The organism is Pseudomonas japonica, from assembly GCF_900188455.1.
GTDB classification, from domain to species: Bacteria; Pseudomonadota; Gammaproteobacteria; order Pseudomonadales; family Pseudomonadaceae; genus Aquipseudomonas; species Aquipseudomonas japonica.
In genome coordinates, this window is record NZ_FZOL01000007.1 from 184019 (window position 1) to 201294 (window position 17276).

Annotated in this window: 17 protein-coding genes; 11 read left to right on the forward strand and 6 right to left on the reverse strand. The window is 64.9% G+C overall.

Annotation, left to right across the window (positions count from 1 at the left end; genetic code table 11):
* Nucleotides 1-7 precede the first annotated feature (7 nt).
* Nucleotides 8-724, reverse strand: coding sequence for an LrgB family protein (locus CHB99_RS11380; protein ID WP_042123702.1), 717 nt, complete (start codon nucleotides 722-724; stop codon nucleotides 8-10).
* On the reverse strand, nucleotides 721-1083 hold the full coding sequence (locus tag CHB99_RS11385; RefSeq protein WP_042123700.1) for a CidA/LrgA family protein: 363 nt from the start codon (nucleotides 1081-1083) through the stop codon (nucleotides 721-723). Before CHB99_RS11385 ends, CHB99_RS11380 begins: the two co-directional genes overlap by 4 nt.
* A 172-nt stretch (nucleotides 1084-1255) precedes the next feature.
* Here CHB99_RS11385 and CHB99_RS11390 point away from each other — a divergent pair, with 172 nt between their 5' ends.
* The 3 genes from CHB99_RS11390 to CHB99_RS11400 all read left to right on the forward strand — a co-directional run bounded on the left by CHB99_RS11390 (nucleotide 1256) and on the right by CHB99_RS11400 (nucleotide 4190).
* Nucleotides 1256-1711: a MaoC family dehydratase gene (locus tag CHB99_RS11390; protein ID WP_042123698.1), complete on the forward strand. Its 456-nt coding sequence runs from the start codon at nucleotides 1256-1258 to the stop codon at nucleotides 1709-1711.
* 88 nt (nucleotides 1712-1799) lie between these two features.
* Nucleotides 1800-3521, forward strand: a complete 1722-nt coding sequence (locus CHB99_RS11395; protein WP_042123696.1) for a C13 family peptidase — start codon at nucleotides 1800-1802, stop codon at nucleotides 3519-3521.
* A 27-nt stretch (nucleotides 3522-3548) separates the two neighbouring features.
* On the forward strand, nucleotides 3549-4190 hold the full coding sequence (locus tag CHB99_RS11400; RefSeq protein ID WP_042123694.1) for an oxidoreductase: 642 nt from the start codon (nucleotides 3549-3551) through the stop codon (nucleotides 4188-4190).
* 29 nt (nucleotides 4191-4219) lie between these two features.
* Here CHB99_RS11400 and CHB99_RS11405 read toward each other — a convergent pair whose 3' ends face one another.
* The 4 genes from CHB99_RS11405 to CHB99_RS11420 all read right to left on the reverse strand — a co-directional run bounded on the left by CHB99_RS11405 (nucleotide 4220) and on the right by CHB99_RS11420 (nucleotide 8477).
* Nucleotides 4220-4483 carry a YceK/YidQ family lipoprotein gene (locus CHB99_RS11405; RefSeq protein WP_042123692.1) on the reverse strand — a complete coding sequence of 88 codons (264 nt, stop codon included), beginning with the start codon at nucleotides 4481-4483 and terminating at the stop codon, nucleotides 4220-4222.
* 23 nt (nucleotides 4484-4506) lie between these two features.
* On the reverse strand, nucleotides 4507-5136 hold the full coding sequence (gene ubiX, locus CHB99_RS11410) for a flavin prenyltransferase UbiX (protein WP_042123689.1): 630 nt from the start codon (nucleotides 5134-5136) through the stop codon (nucleotides 4507-4509).
* Complete coding sequence (gene mpl / locus CHB99_RS11415; protein ID WP_042123687.1) at nucleotides 5133-6485, reverse strand: UDP-N-acetylmuramate:L-alanyl-gamma-D-glutamyl-meso-diaminopimelate ligase; 1353 nt, start codon at nucleotides 6483-6485, stop codon at nucleotides 5133-5135. Before mpl ends, ubiX begins: the two co-directional genes overlap by 4 nt.
* 66 nt (nucleotides 6486-6551) lie before the next feature.
* Nucleotides 6552-8477, reverse strand: a complete 1926-nt coding sequence (locus CHB99_RS11420; protein ID WP_042123686.1) for a sigma-54-dependent Fis family transcriptional regulator — start codon at nucleotides 8475-8477, stop codon at nucleotides 6552-6554.
* A 267-nt stretch (nucleotides 8478-8744) separates the two neighbouring features.
* Between CHB99_RS11420 and exaC the strand changes: the two genes are divergently transcribed.
* From exaC to ppa, 8 genes are all read left to right on the forward strand, one after another.
* A complete protein-coding gene (gene exaC, locus CHB99_RS11425) occupies nucleotides 8745-10265 on the forward strand; it encodes an acetaldehyde dehydrogenase ExaC (RefSeq protein ID WP_042123684.1) in 1521 nt (506 codons plus the stop codon).
* Nucleotides 10266-10464: 199 nt separating this feature from the next.
* Nucleotides 10465-11913: an ethanolamine permease gene (eat, locus tag CHB99_RS11430; protein WP_042123681.1), complete on the forward strand. Its 1449-nt coding sequence runs from the start codon at nucleotides 10465-10467 to the stop codon at nucleotides 11911-11913.
* A gap of 48 nt (nucleotides 11914-11961) precedes the next feature.
* Nucleotides 11962-13356: an ethanolamine ammonia-lyase subunit EutB gene (locus CHB99_RS11435; RefSeq protein WP_089266508.1), complete on the forward strand. Its 1395-nt coding sequence runs from the start codon at nucleotides 11962-11964 to the stop codon at nucleotides 13354-13356.
* 12 nt (nucleotides 13357-13368) lie between these two features.
* Nucleotides 13369-14187, forward strand: a complete 819-nt coding sequence (gene eutC / locus CHB99_RS11440) for an ethanolamine ammonia-lyase subunit EutC (RefSeq protein ID WP_042123678.1) — start codon at nucleotides 13369-13371, stop codon at nucleotides 14185-14187.
* A 110-nt stretch (nucleotides 14188-14297) separates the two neighbouring features.
* Nucleotides 14298-14750 carry a GNAT family N-acetyltransferase gene (locus tag CHB99_RS11445; RefSeq protein WP_042123677.1) on the forward strand — a complete coding sequence of 151 codons (453 nt, stop codon included), beginning with the start codon at nucleotides 14298-14300 and terminating at the stop codon, nucleotides 14748-14750.
* Between the two features lie 251 nt (nucleotides 14751-15001).
* Nucleotides 15002-15652, forward strand: coding sequence for a DedA family protein (locus tag CHB99_RS11450; protein ID WP_042123675.1), 651 nt, complete (start codon nucleotides 15002-15004; stop codon nucleotides 15650-15652).
* A 9-nt stretch (nucleotides 15653-15661) separates the two neighbouring features.
* Nucleotides 15662-16477: a M90 family metallopeptidase gene (locus tag CHB99_RS11455; RefSeq protein ID WP_042123672.1), complete on the forward strand. Its 816-nt coding sequence runs from the start codon at nucleotides 15662-15664 to the stop codon at nucleotides 16475-16477.
* Nucleotides 16478-16568: 91 nt separating this feature from the next.
* Entirely contained in the window at nucleotides 16569-17096 is a 528-nt protein-coding gene (gene ppa / locus CHB99_RS11460) for an inorganic diphosphatase (protein ID WP_009397414.1), read from the forward strand.
* Nucleotides 17097-17276: the final 180 nt, after the last annotated feature.

Sequence of the window (17276 nt, forward strand, 5' to 3'; positions counted from 1 at the left end):
AGGTTCCTCAAGCAACCAGGCTGACCGCCAGCGGCAGGAATACCGCGGTAGCCACACCCATCAGGCTCATCGCCAGGGCCGCGAAAGCCCCGCACTCTTCACTTTCCTGCAAAGCCACCGAGGTCCCCACCGCGTGGGCCGTCAGGCCCAGCGCCATGCCCCGTGCCTCGGGGCTGCGCACGCCGAGGCGGGTCAGCAGCGCCGGGCCGAAGATCGCCCCGATCACCCCGGTGATCAGCACGAACACCGCGGCCAGGGCGGCCACGCCACCGATCTGCTCAGCCACCAGCATGGCGATCGGCGAGGTCACCGACTTCGGCGCCAGGGTCATCAGGATCATGTGCTCGGCGCCGAACCACCAGCCCAGCAGCAGGCAGATGCCGGTGGCGAACACGCCTCCGACTACCAGCGTAGTAAATGTCGGCCAGAACAGTTGGCGGATGCGCCGTAGATTGAGGTAGAGCGGTACGGCCAGGGCGACGGTGGCCGGGCCGAGGAGGATGTTCATGATTTCCGTGCTCTTGCGGTACTCGGCGTAGGTGAGGCCGCAGCCGAGCAGCACGCCGACCACCACCAGCATCGAGACGAGCACGGGCTGGAGGAAGATCCAGCGGGTCTTTTCGTAGGCGGCGATGACGATCTGGTAGGCCGCCAGGGTAATGCCGATGCCGAACAGCGGATGATGGATCACCGCCTGCGTCGCGCCATGCCAGTCGAGCATCATGGGCGCTCCTCGCGGTGCTTGCCGCGGTTGATCAGCTTCTGCATCAGCACGCCGCAGAAGGCCATGGCCAGCACCAGCGAGAGCACCAGGGCCCCGGCAATGGCCCAGAAATCGGCGACGATATCGGCGGCATAGACCATCACGCCCACCGCCGGCGGCACCAGCAGCAAGGGGAGGTAGCGCAGCAGACTGGAGGACGCCTCGCTCAGCGGCGCACCGACTTCGCCCCGCAGCATGAGGAAGATCAGCAACAGCACCAGGCCGATGATCGGCCCGGGCAGGATCGGCACCAACAGGTGATTGATCGCCGTTCCGAGCAACTGGAACAGCACGAGCCAGGTCAAACCGCGCAGCAACATCGCATACCTCCCGTCGAAACCGGCGGCCATTATAAGCACGCTATCGACAGCTCTATACCCCCGACATTCGCCCCACCCATGGGCACTTGACCAGGCCATCCGCGCGTGCTGATCTTAGGCACTCGTATCTTTGTTGGTCACAAATAACTCAAAGAAACTCAGGAGAGTCGCGATGCCCTATGTACCCGTTGCAGAGCTGTCGCAGTACGTTGGTAAGGAACTTGGACGTTCCGAATGGCTGAAGATCGACCAAGAGCGCATCAACCTGTTCGCCGAGGCCACCGGCGACTTCCAGTTCATTCATGTGGACCCGGCGAAGGCGGCAAAAACGCCATTTGGCAGCACCATCGCCCACGGATTCCTCACGCTTTCGCTGATTCCCAAGCTGATGGAAAACATCCTGGTCCTGCCCGAAGGACTGAAGATGGTGGTCAACTATGGCCTGGACAGCGTGCGCTTCATCCAGCCGGTGAAGGTCGACTCGCGGGTGCGCCTGGCGGTCAGCCTCGGTGAAGTCATCGAGAAGAAACCCGGTCAGTGGCTGCTCAAGGCCACCGCCACCCTGGAAATCGAGGGCGAAGAAAAGCCTGCCTACATCGCCGAACCGCTTTCCCTCGCTTTCGTCTGACCCCGCCTTACCGAAACGGCCTACGGGCCGTTTCGCCATATCCCAAGTTGTGCGGCATACTCGGGGCCTCAACCGCCCGGACCCTGTCATGCGCTCACTCGCTCCATTCGCCCTGATTCTGCTGCTCGCCGCCTGTGGTGACGGTGAGTCGCTGTCGCCACCCGATGCCCGCCTGCCCGATGGTGGGCGCTACCGGGGCCAGGTGGTGGACGGACTGCTGCAGGGCGAGGGACGCATCGACTACCCCAACGGCAGCTGGTACGCCGGCCATTTCAAGAACGGGCAGTGGGATGGCGAAGGCGAGTGGCACGGCAGCAACGGCGAGCGCTATGTCGGCCAGTTCCAGCAGGGCCTGTTTCACGGCCAGGGCAAGCTGAGCACGGCCACCAGCAACTACAGCGGCGGTTTCAAGCTCGGTCGCCGCGACGGTGAAGGCATCCTGCGTGACAGCGGCGGGCATTACCGCGGCCAGTTCAAGGACGACCAGTACAACGGTGCCGGGCAGCTGGTGCTGGAGGATGGCAGCCAGTACCAGGGCCAGTTCGCCAAGGGCAAACCGAACGGCGAAGGTGTACGCAGCGACTCCAGTGGCAACCAGTTCAGCGGCAAGTTCGTCGATGGCGAACTGAATGGCACCGGCACCTTCAGCAGCGTCGAGGGTGACCAGTACATCGGCGAGTTCAAGGCCAACCATCTTGAAGGTCGCGGGCGTTATGAAAACGCCGACGGCGACGTGTGGATCGGTGAATTCAAGGACGGCTCGCTGACCGGCGCGGGTGAACTGTTCGCCGTCGATGGCAGCCACTACAAGGGCGGCTTCCACGAGTGGCGCTTCGCCGGCAACGGTCGCCTGCAACTGGCGGACGGCAGTGTGTACACCGGCGGTTTCGAGAACGACGCCTACCAGGGCAGCGGGCGCCTGGTGCTGAGCGATGGCAAGGTCGAGGCCGGGCACTGGCGCAACGGCCTGCGGGTCCGTGATGAAAAGGGCCAGCTGTTGTCCGATCCGCTGGAGGAAGCACTGCTCAACCAGGGCGCCCTGCTGGAAGGCGAACTGGCGCAGGTGCCCGCCTCCTCCGCCGATATCGAGCTGTACAGCCTGGTGCTGGCCGGCGACGGCAACCAGAGCGTGTTCCTGCGCGAAGCCGATTACGTCAGCGAGATGCTCAAGACCCGCTTCGGCGCGATCGGCCAGATCACCCTGGTCAACCACCGTGACCACCTCGCCGACCGCACCATGGCCACCCGCGAGAACCTGGCGCGCGCCGCCGGGCGCCTGGCCGAACGCAGTGGCCCGGAAGACCTGGTGTTCATCTACCTGACCAGCCACGGCAGTCACGAGCACGAACTGGTGCTGGACCAGCCCCGCCTGCAACTGGCCGACCTGCCCGCCGACGAACTGGCCGCCGCCCTCGCCCCGCTCAAGGAGCGCGACAAGGTAATCGTCATCTCCGCCTGCTATTCCGGGGGCTACATCGAACCGCTCAAGGATGAACGCACCCTGATCATGACGGCCTCGCGGGCCGACCGGGTGTCCTTCGGCTGCTCCGAGGAAGCGGACTTCACCTATTTCGGCGATGCCCTGTTCGCCCAGGCCCTGAACCAGACCGACGACCTGCAACAGGCCTTCGAACTTGCCAGGACCCGTGTGGCCCAACGGGAACAGGCGGAGGACTTCGAGGCGTCCGAGCCGCAGTTATGGGCGCCGAAAGGGGTACTGGCGCATTGGCAGAAACTGCGCCAGCAACAAGCCCGCAAAGCCTTGCAAAGTACCGCCGCGGCCAAGGAAAAAAATGTCACCAGCCACTAAGCTGATGTGTATCAAGGGAGAAACATTATGTACTTGACGCCGCAGCACATTCTGCTTGCCGGAGCTACCGGCCTCACTGGCGAACACCTGCTCGATCGCCTGCTCAACGAGCCGACCATCAGCCGCGTGCTCGCGCCCACCCGCCGGCCGTTGGCCGAACACCCGCATCTTGAGAATCCGGTCGGCGACCCGGCGGTGTTTCTGCCGCAGTTGAGTGGCCGGGTCGATATCGCCTTCTGCTGCCTGGGCACCACGATCAAGCAGGCTGGCTCGGAACATGCCTTCCGTGCCGTCGACCTGGACATGGTCGTGGCGTTCAGCAAGCGCGCCCGGGAGATGGGCGCGCGGCACCTGCTGGTGGTCAGCGCGATTGGCGCCGACGCAAAGTCGTCGGTGTTCTACAACCGGGTCAAAGGCGAGATGGAAGAAGCGCTGAAGGCCCAGGACTGGCCGCAACTGACCATCGCCCGGCCTTCGCTGCTGCTGGGCGAGCGCGCCCAACCGCGGCTGGCGGAGAGGGTGGCGGGGAGTCTGTCGCGGTTGATTCCGGGCAAATACCACGGCATCGAGGCCTGCCAACTGGCGCGGGCGCTGTGGCGCCTGGCGCTGGAGGAGCAGGACGGGATCCGGATCGTCGAGTCCGATGAATTGAGGAAATTGGGGAAATAGCCTTGGGGCCGCGTTGCGGTCCCAGAACCTCAGAGTCCGCCCGAAGCCTGGAACCCCACACCCAACGCAGTCAACACCGACAACGGCAACAACAGCGTATCCAGCAGCGCACTCCCCGGCAGGTCCAGCCCCGGATACGCCGGTGCTTCAGCGCCGAAACGATCCTGCGCGCAACACCCGCCCTTCAACGCATACAGGTCCAGCCGCGTCCCGGAATAGACCACCGGTGCCCCTGGCTTTGCCGCGTCGAGGGTCCGCACCGTGGCGCAACCACTGACGGCCAGCACACCCATCAGCAGCGCCAGCGGCGCAACCTTCACTCCTCGCCACCGAGGTGATGCTCGCCCCAGCGCGGCAGCATGTCCTGGGGAATGTTCAGCAGGTTGAGAATCCGCGCGACGACGAAGTCCACCAGGTCATCGATCGTTTGTGGCTGGTGGTAGAACCCGGGAGCGGCCGGCAGGATCACCGCGCCCATCTGCGACAGCTTGAGCATGTTCTCCAGATGGATGGTGGAGAACGGCGCCTCTCGCGGCACCAGGATCAGTTGCCGACGCTCCTTGAGGGTCACGTCCGCCGCCCGCTCGATCAGGTTGTTGCAGGCGCCGCAGGCGATGGCCGACAGGGTCCCGGTGGAACAGGGCACCACCACCATCGCCGCCGGCGCGCCGGAGCCGGAAGCTACCGGCGACATCCAGTCTTCCTTGCCGTAGACGCGAATCTGCCCGGCACTGGCGCCGGTGTATTCGGTCAGGAACGCTTGCATTGCCTGGGGCTTGGCCGGCAGCACCACGTCGGTTTCGGTGGACATCACCAGTTGCGCCGCCTTGGAAATCAGGAAGTGCACCTCGCGGTCTTCCCGTACCAGGCAATCCAGCAGGCGCAGGCCGTACTGCGCCCCGGAGGCGCCGGTCATGGCCAGGGTGATGCGTTCCGGCCCGCTCATCCGCGCAGCGCCTCGGCCAACTTGCCGTGCAGGCCGCCGAAGCCGCCGTTGCTCATGATCACCACCTGGGTACCGGCACGGGCCTGGCCCTTGACCCGCTCGATGATGGCTTCGAGGCTGTCGGCGACCACCGCCGGCACCGCGCACTGCGCCGCGGTGGCGGCAAGATCCCAGCCGAGGTTCGGCGGGGCGTACCAGATCACCTGGTCGGCGTGCTTGACGCTCTCCGGCAGGCCATCGCGGTGGGCACCGAGCTTCATGGAGTTCGAGCGTGGCTCGATCACCGCGATCACCGGGGCGTCGCCAACGCGCTTGCGCAGGCCGTCGAGGGTGGTGGCGATGGCCGTCGGGTGGTGGGCGAAGTCGTCGTAGATGGTGATGCCGTGAACCTCGGCGACCTTTTCCATGCGCCGCTTGACGCTCTTGAATGCGCTCAGCGCGGCAATCCCCAAGGCTGGGACCACGCCGACATGACGCGCCGCCGCCAGGGTCGCCAGGGCATTGGCGACGTTGTGCTGGCCGGTCAGTTCCCACTCGACCACGCCCTGCACTTCGCCCTCGAAGCTGACCTCGAAGCGCGAACCATCGGCGCTGAGCAGGCGCACCTGCCACTGACCACCGGCGCCGGTCGTCTGCACCGGGGTCCAGCAGCCCATCTCGACGACGCGCTGGAGGGCCGGTTCGGTGGTCGGGTGGATCACCAGCCCTTCGCTCGGGATGGTCCGTACCAGGTGATGGAACTGCCGTTCGATCGCCGCGAGATCAGGGAAGATGTCCGCGTGATCGAACTCCAGGTTGTTGAGGATCGCGGTACGCGGGCGGTAGTGGACGAATTTCGAGCGCTTGTCGAAGAAGGCGCTGTCGTATTCATCCGCCTCGACCACGAAGAACGGCGTGGCGCCCAGACGCGCCGACACCGAGAAGTTCTGCGGCACGCCGCCGATGAGGAAGCCCGGGCTCATGCCGGCATGCTCCAGGACCCAGGCCAGCATGCTGCTGGTGGTGGTCTTGCCATGGGTGCCGGCCACCGCCAGGACCCAGCGCCCCTGCAGCACATGGTCGGCCAGCCACTGCGGGCCGGAGACGTAGGGCAGACCCTTGTTCAATACATATTCCACCGCCGGGTTGCCCCGCGACAGCGCGTTGCCGATCACCACCAGGTCGGGAGCCGGGTCCAGTTGCGCCGAGTCGTAGCCCTGGGTCAGCTCGATGCCCTGGGCTTCGAGCTGGGTGCTCATGGGGGGGTAGACGTTGGCATCGGAGCCGGTGACGTGGTGGCCGAGCTCCTTGGCCAGTACCGCCAGCGAGCCCATGAAAGTGCCACAGATACCAAGAATATGAATGTGCATGGTCAACCTCGGAAAACGTGCAGGCAGGGTAGCCCAGGGTGGGAAAAATCTCACCCTGTGTTTCGCTCAGACGCCCCGGGAAAGACCGTGTTTGCGCAGCTTCCGATACAAGGTGTTACGACTCACCCCCAACTGCGCCGCCACCGCCGTCATGTGCCAGCGTTTTTGCTCCAGGGCCGCCAACAATGCCTGGCGTTCGGCATCGTCCAGCGGGTGCGGCGGGTTATCCACAGGCACGACAGGTTCGGCCTTGAACGGCGGCGCGTTGCGGATCAGGGCCGGCAAGTCGGGCACGCCGATGCGCCCGTCTTCGCTCAGCGCCACCAGGGTCCGCAGCACGGTACGCAGTTGGCGCACGTTGCCCGGCCAACTGAAGTCCAGCAGCAGGCGGCGCGCCGCCGGGTCGAGCTGGACCGGCTGGCTGCCGGCCTCCTCGGCGAGAAGAAAATCGAGCAACGGCCCCTTGTCGCTGCGCTCGCGCAGGGCCGGCAGGGCCACTTCCAGGCCGTTGAGCCGGTAATAGAGGTCTTCACGGAAACTGCCGTCCTCGACCCGCTCCAGCAGGTTGCGGTGCGTGGCACTGACGATGCGCACATCGACGTCCTGCGGCTCGCCGCCGATCGGCACCACCCGACGCTCTTCCAGCACCCGCAGCAGGCGGGTCTGCAGGGCCAGCGGCATATCGCCGATCTCGTCCAGCAGCAGGGTGCCGCCATCGGCCTGTTGCAGCTTGCCGCGCATGCCTTCCTTGCGCGCGCCGGTGAAGCTGCCGCCGCGATAACCGAACAGCTCGCTTTCGATCAGGCTTTCCGGGATCGAGGCGCAGTTGAGGGCGACGAACGGTTTGCTGGCGCGCTGGCTGGCATGGTGCACGGCCTTGGCGAAGGCCTCCTTGCCGGAACCGGTCTCGCCGTTGAGCAGCAGCGGCACATCGCGTTCGAACACCCGCAGCGCACGGCGGAAATCGTTTTGCAGGGCGGGGTCGAGCAGGCAGATTTCCGCGCTCTTCGCCGCGACGGGCGCGGGCGCCACGGGTGCGATCGGCTGGGCCAGCGCCCGGGTCTGCCCACGCAGGCTGGCGAACAGCAGGCGACCGTCGCGGGTACGCAGCGGCCAGTTGGTAGTGGCCATCGCGGTGGCGCGGCCGAGCAGGTCGTCGAGACGGCAATCGAAGAACATTTCCACCGGCTGCCCGAGCAGGCCCCCGCGCCCATTGCCGAGCAGATTCAGGGCACTCTGGTTGACCGCGCAGACGCGCCCCTCACCGTCGAACGCCAGCAAGCCTTCGCTGAACAGACCAACGGACTCGGCCTGCAAATGGAAGCGCAGCAGCCAGTGGTTCTCGAAACAGCGCAGGAAATAGCAGCTCTCGATCATCTTCGCCGAGAGGTTGACCAGGGCCATGGTGTGGAACTGGCTCTGCCGCGAGGCATCGGCCCGCGCCGAGGACACGTCGAGCACCGCCAGCAGTTCGCCATGGGGATCGAACACCGGGCTCGCCGAGCAGGTCAGCCCGGTGTGGCGGCCGCGGAAATGCTCCTCCTGGTGAATCGTGACCGCCTGGCGCTCGACCAGGCAGGTGCCGATCCCGTTGGTGCCTTCCCGCGCTTCGCTCCAGTCGGCGCCCAGCCACAGCCCGGCGCGCTCGAAGATGCGCCGTTCGGTGGGCGCGGTGACGCAGTTGAGGATCACCCCGCGGGCATCGGTCAGCAGCACGGCATGGCCGGCGCCGGAGAGTTGCTGGTGCAGGCTGGTCATCTCGCCATCGGCGATCCGCAGCACCTGGCGCAGGCGCTCGCGGCTTTCCAGCACGCGCTCGTGTTCGAGCACGGTGGGCGCCACGGCCAGGGCCGGGTCGAGGTGATAGTCCTCCAGGCAGCGCAGCCAGGACCGGGCGATGGAAGGATCGCTGCCGGGCCCCTGCAGGCCACCCTTGCCCTGGGTGACGGTGAGCACTTGCCGGGCATGCCGGCTGAGATGATTGCCCTGCACTTTTTATTGTTCTCCGCGGGTCAGAGAAAACCAGCATCCTCCAGGCGCTGGCGCTTTGCAATGCCAGCTTGACCACCGGGTCACCGGCTGTACCGCAAGCGGTACAAAGTGTCACCCGCAGCGTACCGAACACGTCGCAGAGCGCGCCGAACACACCGGTAAAACTGCGCCAAGTCATTGATCCAGCGCCCTCCCCCGGCGCTGGCCCGACCTTTGCTCTACGCTTGCAATCCTCCCCAACAAAACTCATAAGCCAGGAGAGACACCATGCGTTACGCACATCCGGGTACCGAAGGCGCAAAGGTTTCGTTCAAGAGTCGCTACGGTAACTACATCAATGGCGAGTTCGTGCCGCCGGTGAAAGGCGAGTACTTCACCAACACCTCGCCGGTCAACGGCCAGCCGATCGCCGAATTCCCCCGCTCCACCGCCGAAGATATCGACAAGGCCCTGGATGCCGCCCATGCCGCCGCCGACGCCTGGGGCCGCACCTCGGTGCAGGACCGCTCCAACGTGCTGCTGAAGATCGCCGACCGCATCGAGCAGAATCTCGAAGTCCTCGCCATCACCGAAACCTGGGACAACGGCAAGGCCGTGCGCGAGACGCTCAATGCCGACATCCCGCTGGCGGTCGATCACTTCCGCTACTTCGCCGGCTGCATCCGCGCCCAGGAAGGCGGCGCCGCCGAGATCAACGAAGGCACCGTGGCCTATCACATCCACGAACCGCTGGGCGTGGTCGGGCAGATCATCCCGTGGAACTTCCCGATCCTGATGGCCGCGTGGAAACTCGCGCCAGCCCTCGCCGCCGGCAACTGCGTGGTGCTCAAGCCCGCCGAGCAGACGCCGCTGGGCATCACCGTACTGGTGGAACTGGTCGGCGACCTGCTGCCGCCGGGCGTGCTGAACATCGTGCAGGGCTACGGCCGCGAAGCCGGTGAAGCCCTGGCCACCAGCAAGCGCATCGCCAAGATCGCCTTCACCGGCTCGACCCCGGTCGGCTCGCACATCATGAAGGCCGCCGCCGAGAACATCATCCCGTCCACCGTCGAGCTGGGCGGCAAGTCGCCGAACATCTACTTCGAAGACATCATGAAGGCCGAGCCGTCCTTCATCGAGAAGGCCGCCGAAGGCCTGGTCCTGGCCTTCTTCAACCAGGGCGAGGTGTGCACCTGCCCGTCCCGCGCACTGGTGCAGGAATCCATCTACGACGAGTTCATGAGCGTGGTGATGGACAAGGTCAAGAAGATCAAGCGCGGCGACCCGCTGGACACCGACACCATGGTCGGCGCCCAGGCCTCGCAGCAGCAGTTCGACAAGATCCTGTCCTACCTGGAGATCGCCGAGAAGGAAGGCGCCCAGTTGCTCACCGGCGGCCAGGTGGAAAAACTCGAAGGCAGCCTGTCCACCGGTTATTACATCCAGCCGACCCTGCTCAAGGGCAACAACCGCATGCGCGTGTTCCAGGAAGAAATCTTCGGCCCGGTGGTCAGCGTCACCACCTTCAAGGACGAAGCGGAAGCCCTGGCCATCGCCAACGACACCGAGTTCGGCCTGGGTGCCGGCGTGTGGACCCGCGACATCAACCGCGCCTATCGCATGGGCCGCGGGATCAAGGCCGGCCGCGTCTGGACCAACTGCTACCACCTGTACCCGGCCCACGCCGCGTTCGGTGGCTACAAGAAGTCCGGCGTCGGCCGTGAAACCCACAAGATGATGCTCGACCACTACCAGCAGACCAAGAACCTGCTGGTGAGCTACGACATCAATCCGCTCGGGTTCTTCTAACCCCCATTGGGGCCGCTTTGCGGCCCTTTCGCGGCGGTTCGGCGCCCCGACAAGCCACGCTCCTACAGAAGCACACCGTCCCCGGTAGGAGCTGGCTTGCCTGCGAAGGACCGCAAAGCGGTCCCCAAATCCAGAGCCAACCGCTCTGGCTCGCTTCCTGCAACGCAATCACCGCTTAACAACAACTACAGGTGACTCCATGCCAAGCGATCATTCCGCCGGTGCGCCGGCAGGCTCTTCCGTAGATTTCGAAAAGGTCGGTTCCGACTACTTCCAGCAACGTGAACTGAAAAAGGGCGCGGCAGGCTGGGTGCTGCTGGTCGGCCTCGGTGTCGCCTACGTGATTTCCGGCGACTACGCCGGCTGGAACTTCGGCCTGGCCCAGGGCGGCTGGGGCGGGATGTTCCTCGCCACATTGCTGATGGCCACCATGTACCTGTGCATGTGCTTTTCCCTGGCCGAGCTGTCCTCGATGATCCCCACCGCCGGCGGTGGCTACGGCTTCGCCCGCAGCGCGTTCGGCCCCTGGGGCGGTTTTCTCACCGGCACCGCGATCCTCATCGAATACGCCATCGCTCCCGCGGCGATCGCCGTGTTCATCGGCGCCTACTGCCAGTCGCTGTTCGGCATCGGCGGCTGGATGATCTACCTGGCCTTCTACATCATCTTCATCGGCATCCATATCTTCGGCGTCGGTGAAGCGCTCAAGCTGATGTTCATCATCACCGCGGTGGCGGCCATCGCCCTGGCGGTGTTCCTGCTGGCGATGGTGCCCCATTTCGATGCGAAGAACCTGTTCGACATCGTCCCCACCGAGGCGGTCGGCGCCAGCAGTTTCCTGCCCTTCGGCTATGTCGGCGTGTGGGCGGCGATTCCCTACGCGATCTGGTTCTTCCTCGCCGTCGAAGGCGTGCCCCTGGCCGCCGAGGAAACCAAGAACCCCAAGCGCGACCTGCCCCGCGGCCTGATCGGCGCCATGCTGGTACTGCTCGCCTTCGCCCTGCTGATCCTCGTGGTCGGCCCTGGCGGCGCCGGCGCCGAAGCGCTGAAAAGCTCCGGCAACCCGCTGGTGGAGGCCCTGGCCAAGGCGTATGGCGGCTCGACCTGGATGGGCGGCTTCGTCAACCTGGTCGGTCTGGCCGGGCTGATCGCCAGCTTCTTCTCGATCATCTACGCCTATTCCCGGCAGATCTTCGCCCTGTCCCGCGCCGGCTACCTGCCACGGGCGCTGTCGCAGACCAACAAGAGCAAGGCGCCGGTGCTGGCCCTGATCATCCCCGGCATCATCGGCTTCGCCCTGTCGCTGACCGGCCAGGGCGACCTGCTGATCCTGGTGGCGGTGTTCGGCGCTACGCTGTCCTATGTACTGATGATGGCCGCGCACATCACCCTGCGCATTCGTCGCCCGAAAATGGAGCGTCCGTACCGCACCCCGGGCGGCATCTTCACGTCGGGCGTCGCCCTGGTACTGGCCTGCCTTGCAGTGGTCGCCGGTTTCCTGGTGGACCCACGGGTGGTGATCGGCGCCGCCATCATCTACGGCGTGCTGATCGCCTACTTCGCCCTGTACAGCCGCCATCACCTGGTGGCCGGTACGCCGGAAGAAGAGTTCGCGGCGATCCAGAAGGCCGAAGAAGCCTTGCACTGACGGAAACACCGCGCCGCCGGTCGAACGGCGGCGCTCTGGAGATTGCACATGGCAAGTTTCGTACACACGGTCGGCCAGCAGACCTTCCGCTTCGACAGCCTCAAGGAAGTGATGGCCAAGGCCAGCCCGGCCCGCTCCGGCGATTTCCTCGCCGGGGTCGCGGCGAGCAACGACGGCGAACGGGTCGCCGCGCAGATGGCCCTGGCCGACATTCCCCTCAGCCATTTCCTCAACGAAGCGCTGATTCCCTACGAACAGGACGAAGTCACCCGACTGATCATCGACAGCCACGACAAGCAGGCCTTCGCCCCGGTCAGCCACCTCACCGTCGGCGGCCTGCGCGACTGGCTGCTCGGCGACCAGGCCGACGAAGCCAGCCTGCGCGCCCTGGCCCCGGGCCTGACCCCGGAAATGGCCGCGGCGGTATCGAAGATCATGCGCGTGCAGGACCTGGTCCTGGTGGCGCAGAAGATCCGTGTGGTCACCCGTTTTCGCGGCACCATGGGCCTGCGCGGGCGCCTGTCGACCCGCCTGCAGCCCAACCACCCCACCGACGAGCCGGCGGGCATCGCCGCGAGCATTCTCGACGGCCTGCTCTACGGCAACGGCGATGCCATGATCGGCATCAATCCGGCCACCGACAGCATCGCTTCGATCTGCGCGCTGCTGGAAATGCTCGACGCCATCATCCAGCGCTACGACATCCCGACCCAGGCCTGCGTGCTGACCCACGTCACCACCTCGATCGAAGCGATCAACCGTGGCGTGCCGCTCGATCTGGTGTTCCAGTCCATCGCCGGCACCGAGGCGGCCAACGCCAGCTTCGGGATCAACCTCAACGTCCTGCAGGAAGGCTACGAAGCCGGGCTCAGCCTCAAGCGCGGCACCCTCGGGCAGAACCTGATGTACTTCGAGACCGGCCAGGGCAGCGCGCTGTCGGCCAACGCCAACTTCGGCGTCGACCAGCAGACCTGCGAAACCCGCGCCTACGCCGTGGCCCGACATTTCAAGCCGTTCCTGGTCAATACCGTGGTCGGATTCATCGGCCCCGAATACCTGTACAACGGCAAGCAGATCATCCGCGCCGGCCTCGAAGACCACTTCTGCGGCAAGCTGCTCGGCGTGCCCATGGGTTGCGACATCTGCTACACCAACCACGCCGAAGCCGATCAGGACGACATGGACACCCTGCTGACCCTTCTCGGGGGCGCCGGGATCAACTTCATCATGGGCATCCCCGGCTCCGACGACATCATGCTCAACTACCAGACCACCTCGTTCCACGACGCCCTCTACGCGCGCCAGACCCTGGGTCTGAAACCGGCACCGGAATTCGAGGCGTGGCTGGCGCGCACCGGCATCTTCACCCAGGCCGACGGCCGGGTGCGTTTCGGCGACAACCTGCCACCAGCCTTCCGCCAGGCCCTGGCGCAACTGGGATAAGCGAGCGATTTCATGGACAAGCAACCCACGCCCAGCGACAACCCCTGGCTGGAACTGCGCCGCCTGACCCCGGCGCGGATCGCCCTGGGGCGCACCGGTACCAGCCTGCCGACCCAGGCGCAACTGGACTTCCAGTTCGCCCACGCCCAGGCCCGCGACGCGGTGCACCTGCCCTTCGATCACGCCGGTCTGCGCGCGCAACTGCAGCAGCGTGGCCGTGACAGCCTGCTACTGCGCAGTGCCGCCCAGGATCGTCATCACTATCTGCAGCGCCCGGACCTTGGCCGGCGTCTGCACGAGGACTCCGCCGAACGCCTGCGCGAGCATGCCCGCGCCAATCCCGGCGGGGTCGACCTGGCCATCGTGGTCGCCGACGGCCTGTCCGCCCTGGCCGTGCACCGGCACACCCTGCCGTTTCTCACCCGCCTGGAAGAGCAGATCAGCGGTGACGGCTGGTCGACCGCGCCGGTCCTGCTGGTGGAACAGGGCCGCGTGGCGGTCGCCGACGAGATCGGCGAACTGCTCGGTGCGCGGATGACCGTGATTCTCATCGGCGAACGCCCCGGCCTCAGTTCGCCGGACAGCCTCGGCCTGTATTTCACTTGGAACCCGAAAGTCGGCCTGACCGACGCCTACCGCAACTGCATCTCCAACGTCCGCCTCGAAGGCCTGAGCTATGGCATGGCGGCACACCGCCTGGTGTACCTGATGCGCGAGGCCTTTCGCAGACAGCTTTCGGGGGTGAATCTGAAGGATGAAGCGCAGGTACAAACACTGGAAACGGAAACAAGCGCGCAACAAAACGGAAACTTCCTACTTGGAAAGTCCTGAGTAACCGCTACTTTTTTCGCCGATTGCGCTTTTTTTCCGCTTTAGGCAGCATCTGGGGCGACGGCTGCCCGAGATTCGCCGCCATTCCCAACGAAACACGAGGCCTGCTTATGCGAATCATCCAAGCAACCCTTGAGCACCTGGACCTGCTCGCCCCGCTGTTCGTCAAGTACCGCGAGTTCTATGGGCAACTGCCCTATCCGGACAGCTCCCGCGCTTTTCTGCAAAAGCGCCTGGAACGCGGCGAGTCGATCATCTATCTGGCCCTGCCGGACGACGATGACAGCAAACTGATGGGGTTCTGCCAGCTGTATCCGAGTTTTTCCTCGCTGTCGCTGAAGCGTGTGTGGATCCTCAACGACATCTACGTCGCCGAAGACTCGCGCCGCATGCTGGTGGCCGACCACCTGATGCGCGAAGCCAAGCGCATGGCCAAGGACACCAACGCCGTGCGCATGCGCGTATCGACCAGCAGCGACAACGAGGTGGCGATGCGCACCTACGAGTCGATCGGTTTTCGCGAGGACACCGAGTTCAAGAGCTACGTGCTGCCGATCAACTGAGGGCTTGCACAACCCCTTGTGGGAGCTGGCCGGCCAGCTCCCACAAGGCCTCTACAAACCTCGAAGGCGTGCTGCAAGCGCCCGTCCCCGCACATTCAGCTACAAACTGCGTAAGCAGAATCCCCTCATAGCCGTATAATGATTCCCTTCGCCCTGTGTGAATTTTTACCTCCCCTGCAGGTAGCGCTCACGCCCTCGCACTGCCAGCCATCGCACGCCCGCAAGACCGGGTTCTGAACAAGGTGCTGTACATGGATTTCAACCCGCTGGACCTCATTCTGCATCTCGACGCCTACCTCGACTTGCTGGTCAACAACTATGGTCCCTGGATCTACGCGATCCTGTTCATGGTGATCTTCTGTGAAACCGGCCTGGTGGTCATGCCGTTCCTGCCTGGCGACTCCCTGCTGTTCATCGCCGGCGCCGTGGCCGCGGGCGGCGGCATGGACCCGGTGCTGCTGGGCGGCCTGCTGATGCTGGCGGCGATCCTCGGTGACAGCACCAACTATGTGATCGGGCGAACCGCGGGCGAACGCTTGTTCCGCAACCCCAACTCGAAGATCTTCCGCCGCGATTACCTGCAGCAGACCCATGATTTCTACGAGCGCCACGGCGGCAAGACCGTGACCCTGGCGCGCTTCCTGCCGATCCTGCGCACCTTCGCGCCGTTCGTCGCCGGTGTGGCGAAGATGCCCTACCCGCGCTTCTTCGGCTTCAGTGTCGCCGGCACCGTGCTCTGGGTCGGCGGCCTGGTGACCCTCGGCTACTTCTTCGGCAACGTCCCGTTCATCAAGCAGAACCTGTCGCTGATGATCGTTGCCATTATTCTGCTGTCGCTGCTGCCGGTGATCATCGGCGTGGTCCGCGGCCGCATGAACCGTGGCCCGGCCAAGGCACACTGACCGACCACCATGTGGAGTTTCAGCGCCTGGCGGCGGCGGCGGACGATCGCGCGGCATCCGATCGACCCGGAGAGATGGCAGCAGGTGCGCGAGCGCCTGCCGATCCTCGACGGCATCAGCGAGGCCGAGGACCTGTGGCTGCGCGAAGCCTGCGTGCTGTTTCTCGCCGACAAGCACCTGACCTGCCTGCCCGGCGTCGAACTGGACGACACCGAGCGCCTGTTCCTCGCCGCCCAGGCCCAACTGCCGCTGCTGCACCTGGGCGAGTTGAACTGGTACCAGGGCTTCCACGAACTGATCCTCTACCCCGACGACTTCCTCAGTCCGCAGCGCTATCGCGACAGCAGCGGCATCGAGCACGAGTGGGACGCCGAGCACAGCGGCGAGGCCTGGCAACAGGGGCCGGTGATCATGGCCTGGCCCGGTGTGCTGGCCAGTGGCGGCTGGGAAGGCTACAACCTGGTGATCCACGAACTGGCGCACAAGCTGGACATGCTCAACGGCGGCGCCAATGGCCTGCCGCCGCTGCACGGCGACATGCACGTCAGCGACTGGGCCGAGGCCATGCAACAGGCCTATGACGACCTCGACCGCCAGCTCGAGCGCAACCCCGACGCCGAGACCGCCATCGATCCCTACGCCGCGGAAAACCCGGCGGAATTCTTCGCCGTCACCAGCGAATATTTCTTCAGCGCCCCCGACGTACTGATGCAGGCATACCCCACGGTCTACGCGCAGTTGCGCCATTTTTACCGCCAGGATCCGCTGGCGCGCCTGCACCAGCTGCAGGCCAGCCATCCACTCTACAAAGATGCCGTGGAGTGAAACGGTCAAGCATCGGGGCGGGCGTGGCAAGCATTGGCGAATGTGCCTATAATCGCGGCCAATTTTTGGTCAAACACGGGGGCAACGCCCAATGAGCTACAGCAAGATCCCGGCTGGCAAAGACCTGCCGAACGACATCTACGTCGCCATCGAGATCCCGGCCAACCACGCGCCGATCAAGTACGAGATCGACAAGGACAGCGACTGCCTGTTCGTTGACCGCTTCATGGCCACCCCTATGTTCTACCCAGCCAACTACGGCTTCATCCCGAACACCCTGGCCGACGACGGTGATCCGCTGGACGTGCTGGTCGTGACCCCATACCCGGTCGCCCCGGGTTCGGTGATCCGCGCCCGTCCGGTTGGCGTGCTGAACATGACCGACGACGGCGGCGGCGACGCCAAGATCATCGCCGTACCGCACGACAAGCTGTCGCAGCTGTACGTCGACGTGAAGGAATACACCGATCTGCCAGCCCTGCTGCTGGAGCAGATCAAGCACTTCTTCGAGAACTACAAGGATCTCGAGAAAGGCAAATGGGTCAAGATCGATGGCTGGGGCAACGCTGACGCTGCCCGCGCCGAGATCAGCAAGTCGGTCGCAGCCTACAAGGGCTGAGTCTCCTTGCCACGAAAGAGCCCCGCATTCGCGGGGCTTTTTTGTTGGCGCGGACGGCAGAACCATCCGAACAAAGTGAATACGACATAAATAGAGAAAAGCCCTACAAGATTGTCGGCATCTACTGTAATCACACCCTAAAAGTACCCGACGATCCCTCAACCGAATGTTTATAGGAAG

What these genes read in the sequence shown, in the direction of transcription:
- eutC (WP_042123678.1), top strand. Translation starts at nt 13,369, where the DNA reads ATGGACAAGCAACCCACGCCCAGCGACAACCCCTGGCTGGAACTGCGC.
- CHB99_RS11385 (WP_042123700.1), bottom strand. Translation starts at nt 1,083, where the DNA reads ATGTTGCTGCGCGGTTTGACCTGGCTCGTGCTGTTCCAGTTGCTCGGA.
- mpl (WP_042123687.1), bottom strand. Translation starts at nt 6,485, where the DNA reads ATGCACATTCATATTCTTGGTATCTGTGGCACTTTCATGGGCTCGCTG.
- CHB99_RS11400 (WP_042123694.1), top strand. Translation starts at nt 3,549, where the DNA reads ATGTACTTGACGCCGCAGCACATTCTGCTTGCCGGAGCTACCGGCCTC.
- ubiX (WP_042123689.1), bottom strand. Translation starts at nt 5,136, where the DNA reads ATGAGCGGGCCGGAACGCATCACCCTGGCCATGACCGGCGCCTCCGGG.
- CHB99_RS11445 (WP_042123677.1), top strand. Translation starts at nt 14,298, where the DNA reads ATGCGAATCATCCAAGCAACCCTTGAGCACCTGGACCTGCTCGCCCCG.
- CHB99_RS11395 (WP_042123696.1), top strand. Translation starts at nt 1,800, where the DNA reads ATGCGCTCACTCGCTCCATTCGCCCTGATTCTGCTGCTCGCCGCCTGT.
- CHB99_RS11390 (WP_042123698.1), top strand. Translation starts at nt 1,256, where the DNA reads ATGCCCTATGTACCCGTTGCAGAGCTGTCGCAGTACGTTGGTAAGGAA.
- CHB99_RS11435 (WP_089266508.1), top strand. Translation starts at nt 11,962, where the DNA reads ATGGCAAGTTTCGTACACACGGTCGGCCAGCAGACCTTCCGCTTCGAC.
- exaC (WP_042123684.1), top strand. Translation starts at nt 8,745, where the DNA reads ATGCGTTACGCACATCCGGGTACCGAAGGCGCAAAGGTTTCGTTCAAG.
- CHB99_RS11455 (WP_042123672.1), top strand. Translation starts at nt 15,662, where the DNA reads ATGTGGAGTTTCAGCGCCTGGCGGCGGCGGCGGACGATCGCGCGGCAT.
- CHB99_RS11380 (WP_042123702.1), bottom strand. Translation starts at nt 724, where the DNA reads ATGATGCTCGACTGGCATGGCGCGACGCAGGCGGTGATCCATCATCCG.
- ppa (WP_009397414.1), top strand. Translation starts at nt 16,569, where the DNA reads ATGAGCTACAGCAAGATCCCGGCTGGCAAAGACCTGCCGAACGACATC.
- CHB99_RS11405 (WP_042123692.1), bottom strand. Translation starts at nt 4,483, where the DNA reads ATGGGTGTGCTGGCCGTCAGTGGTTGCGCCACGGTGCGGACCCTCGAC.
- CHB99_RS11450 (WP_042123675.1), top strand. Translation starts at nt 15,002, where the DNA reads ATGGATTTCAACCCGCTGGACCTCATTCTGCATCTCGACGCCTACCTC.
- eat (WP_042123681.1), top strand. Translation starts at nt 10,465, where the DNA reads ATGCCAAGCGATCATTCCGCCGGTGCGCCGGCAGGCTCTTCCGTAGAT.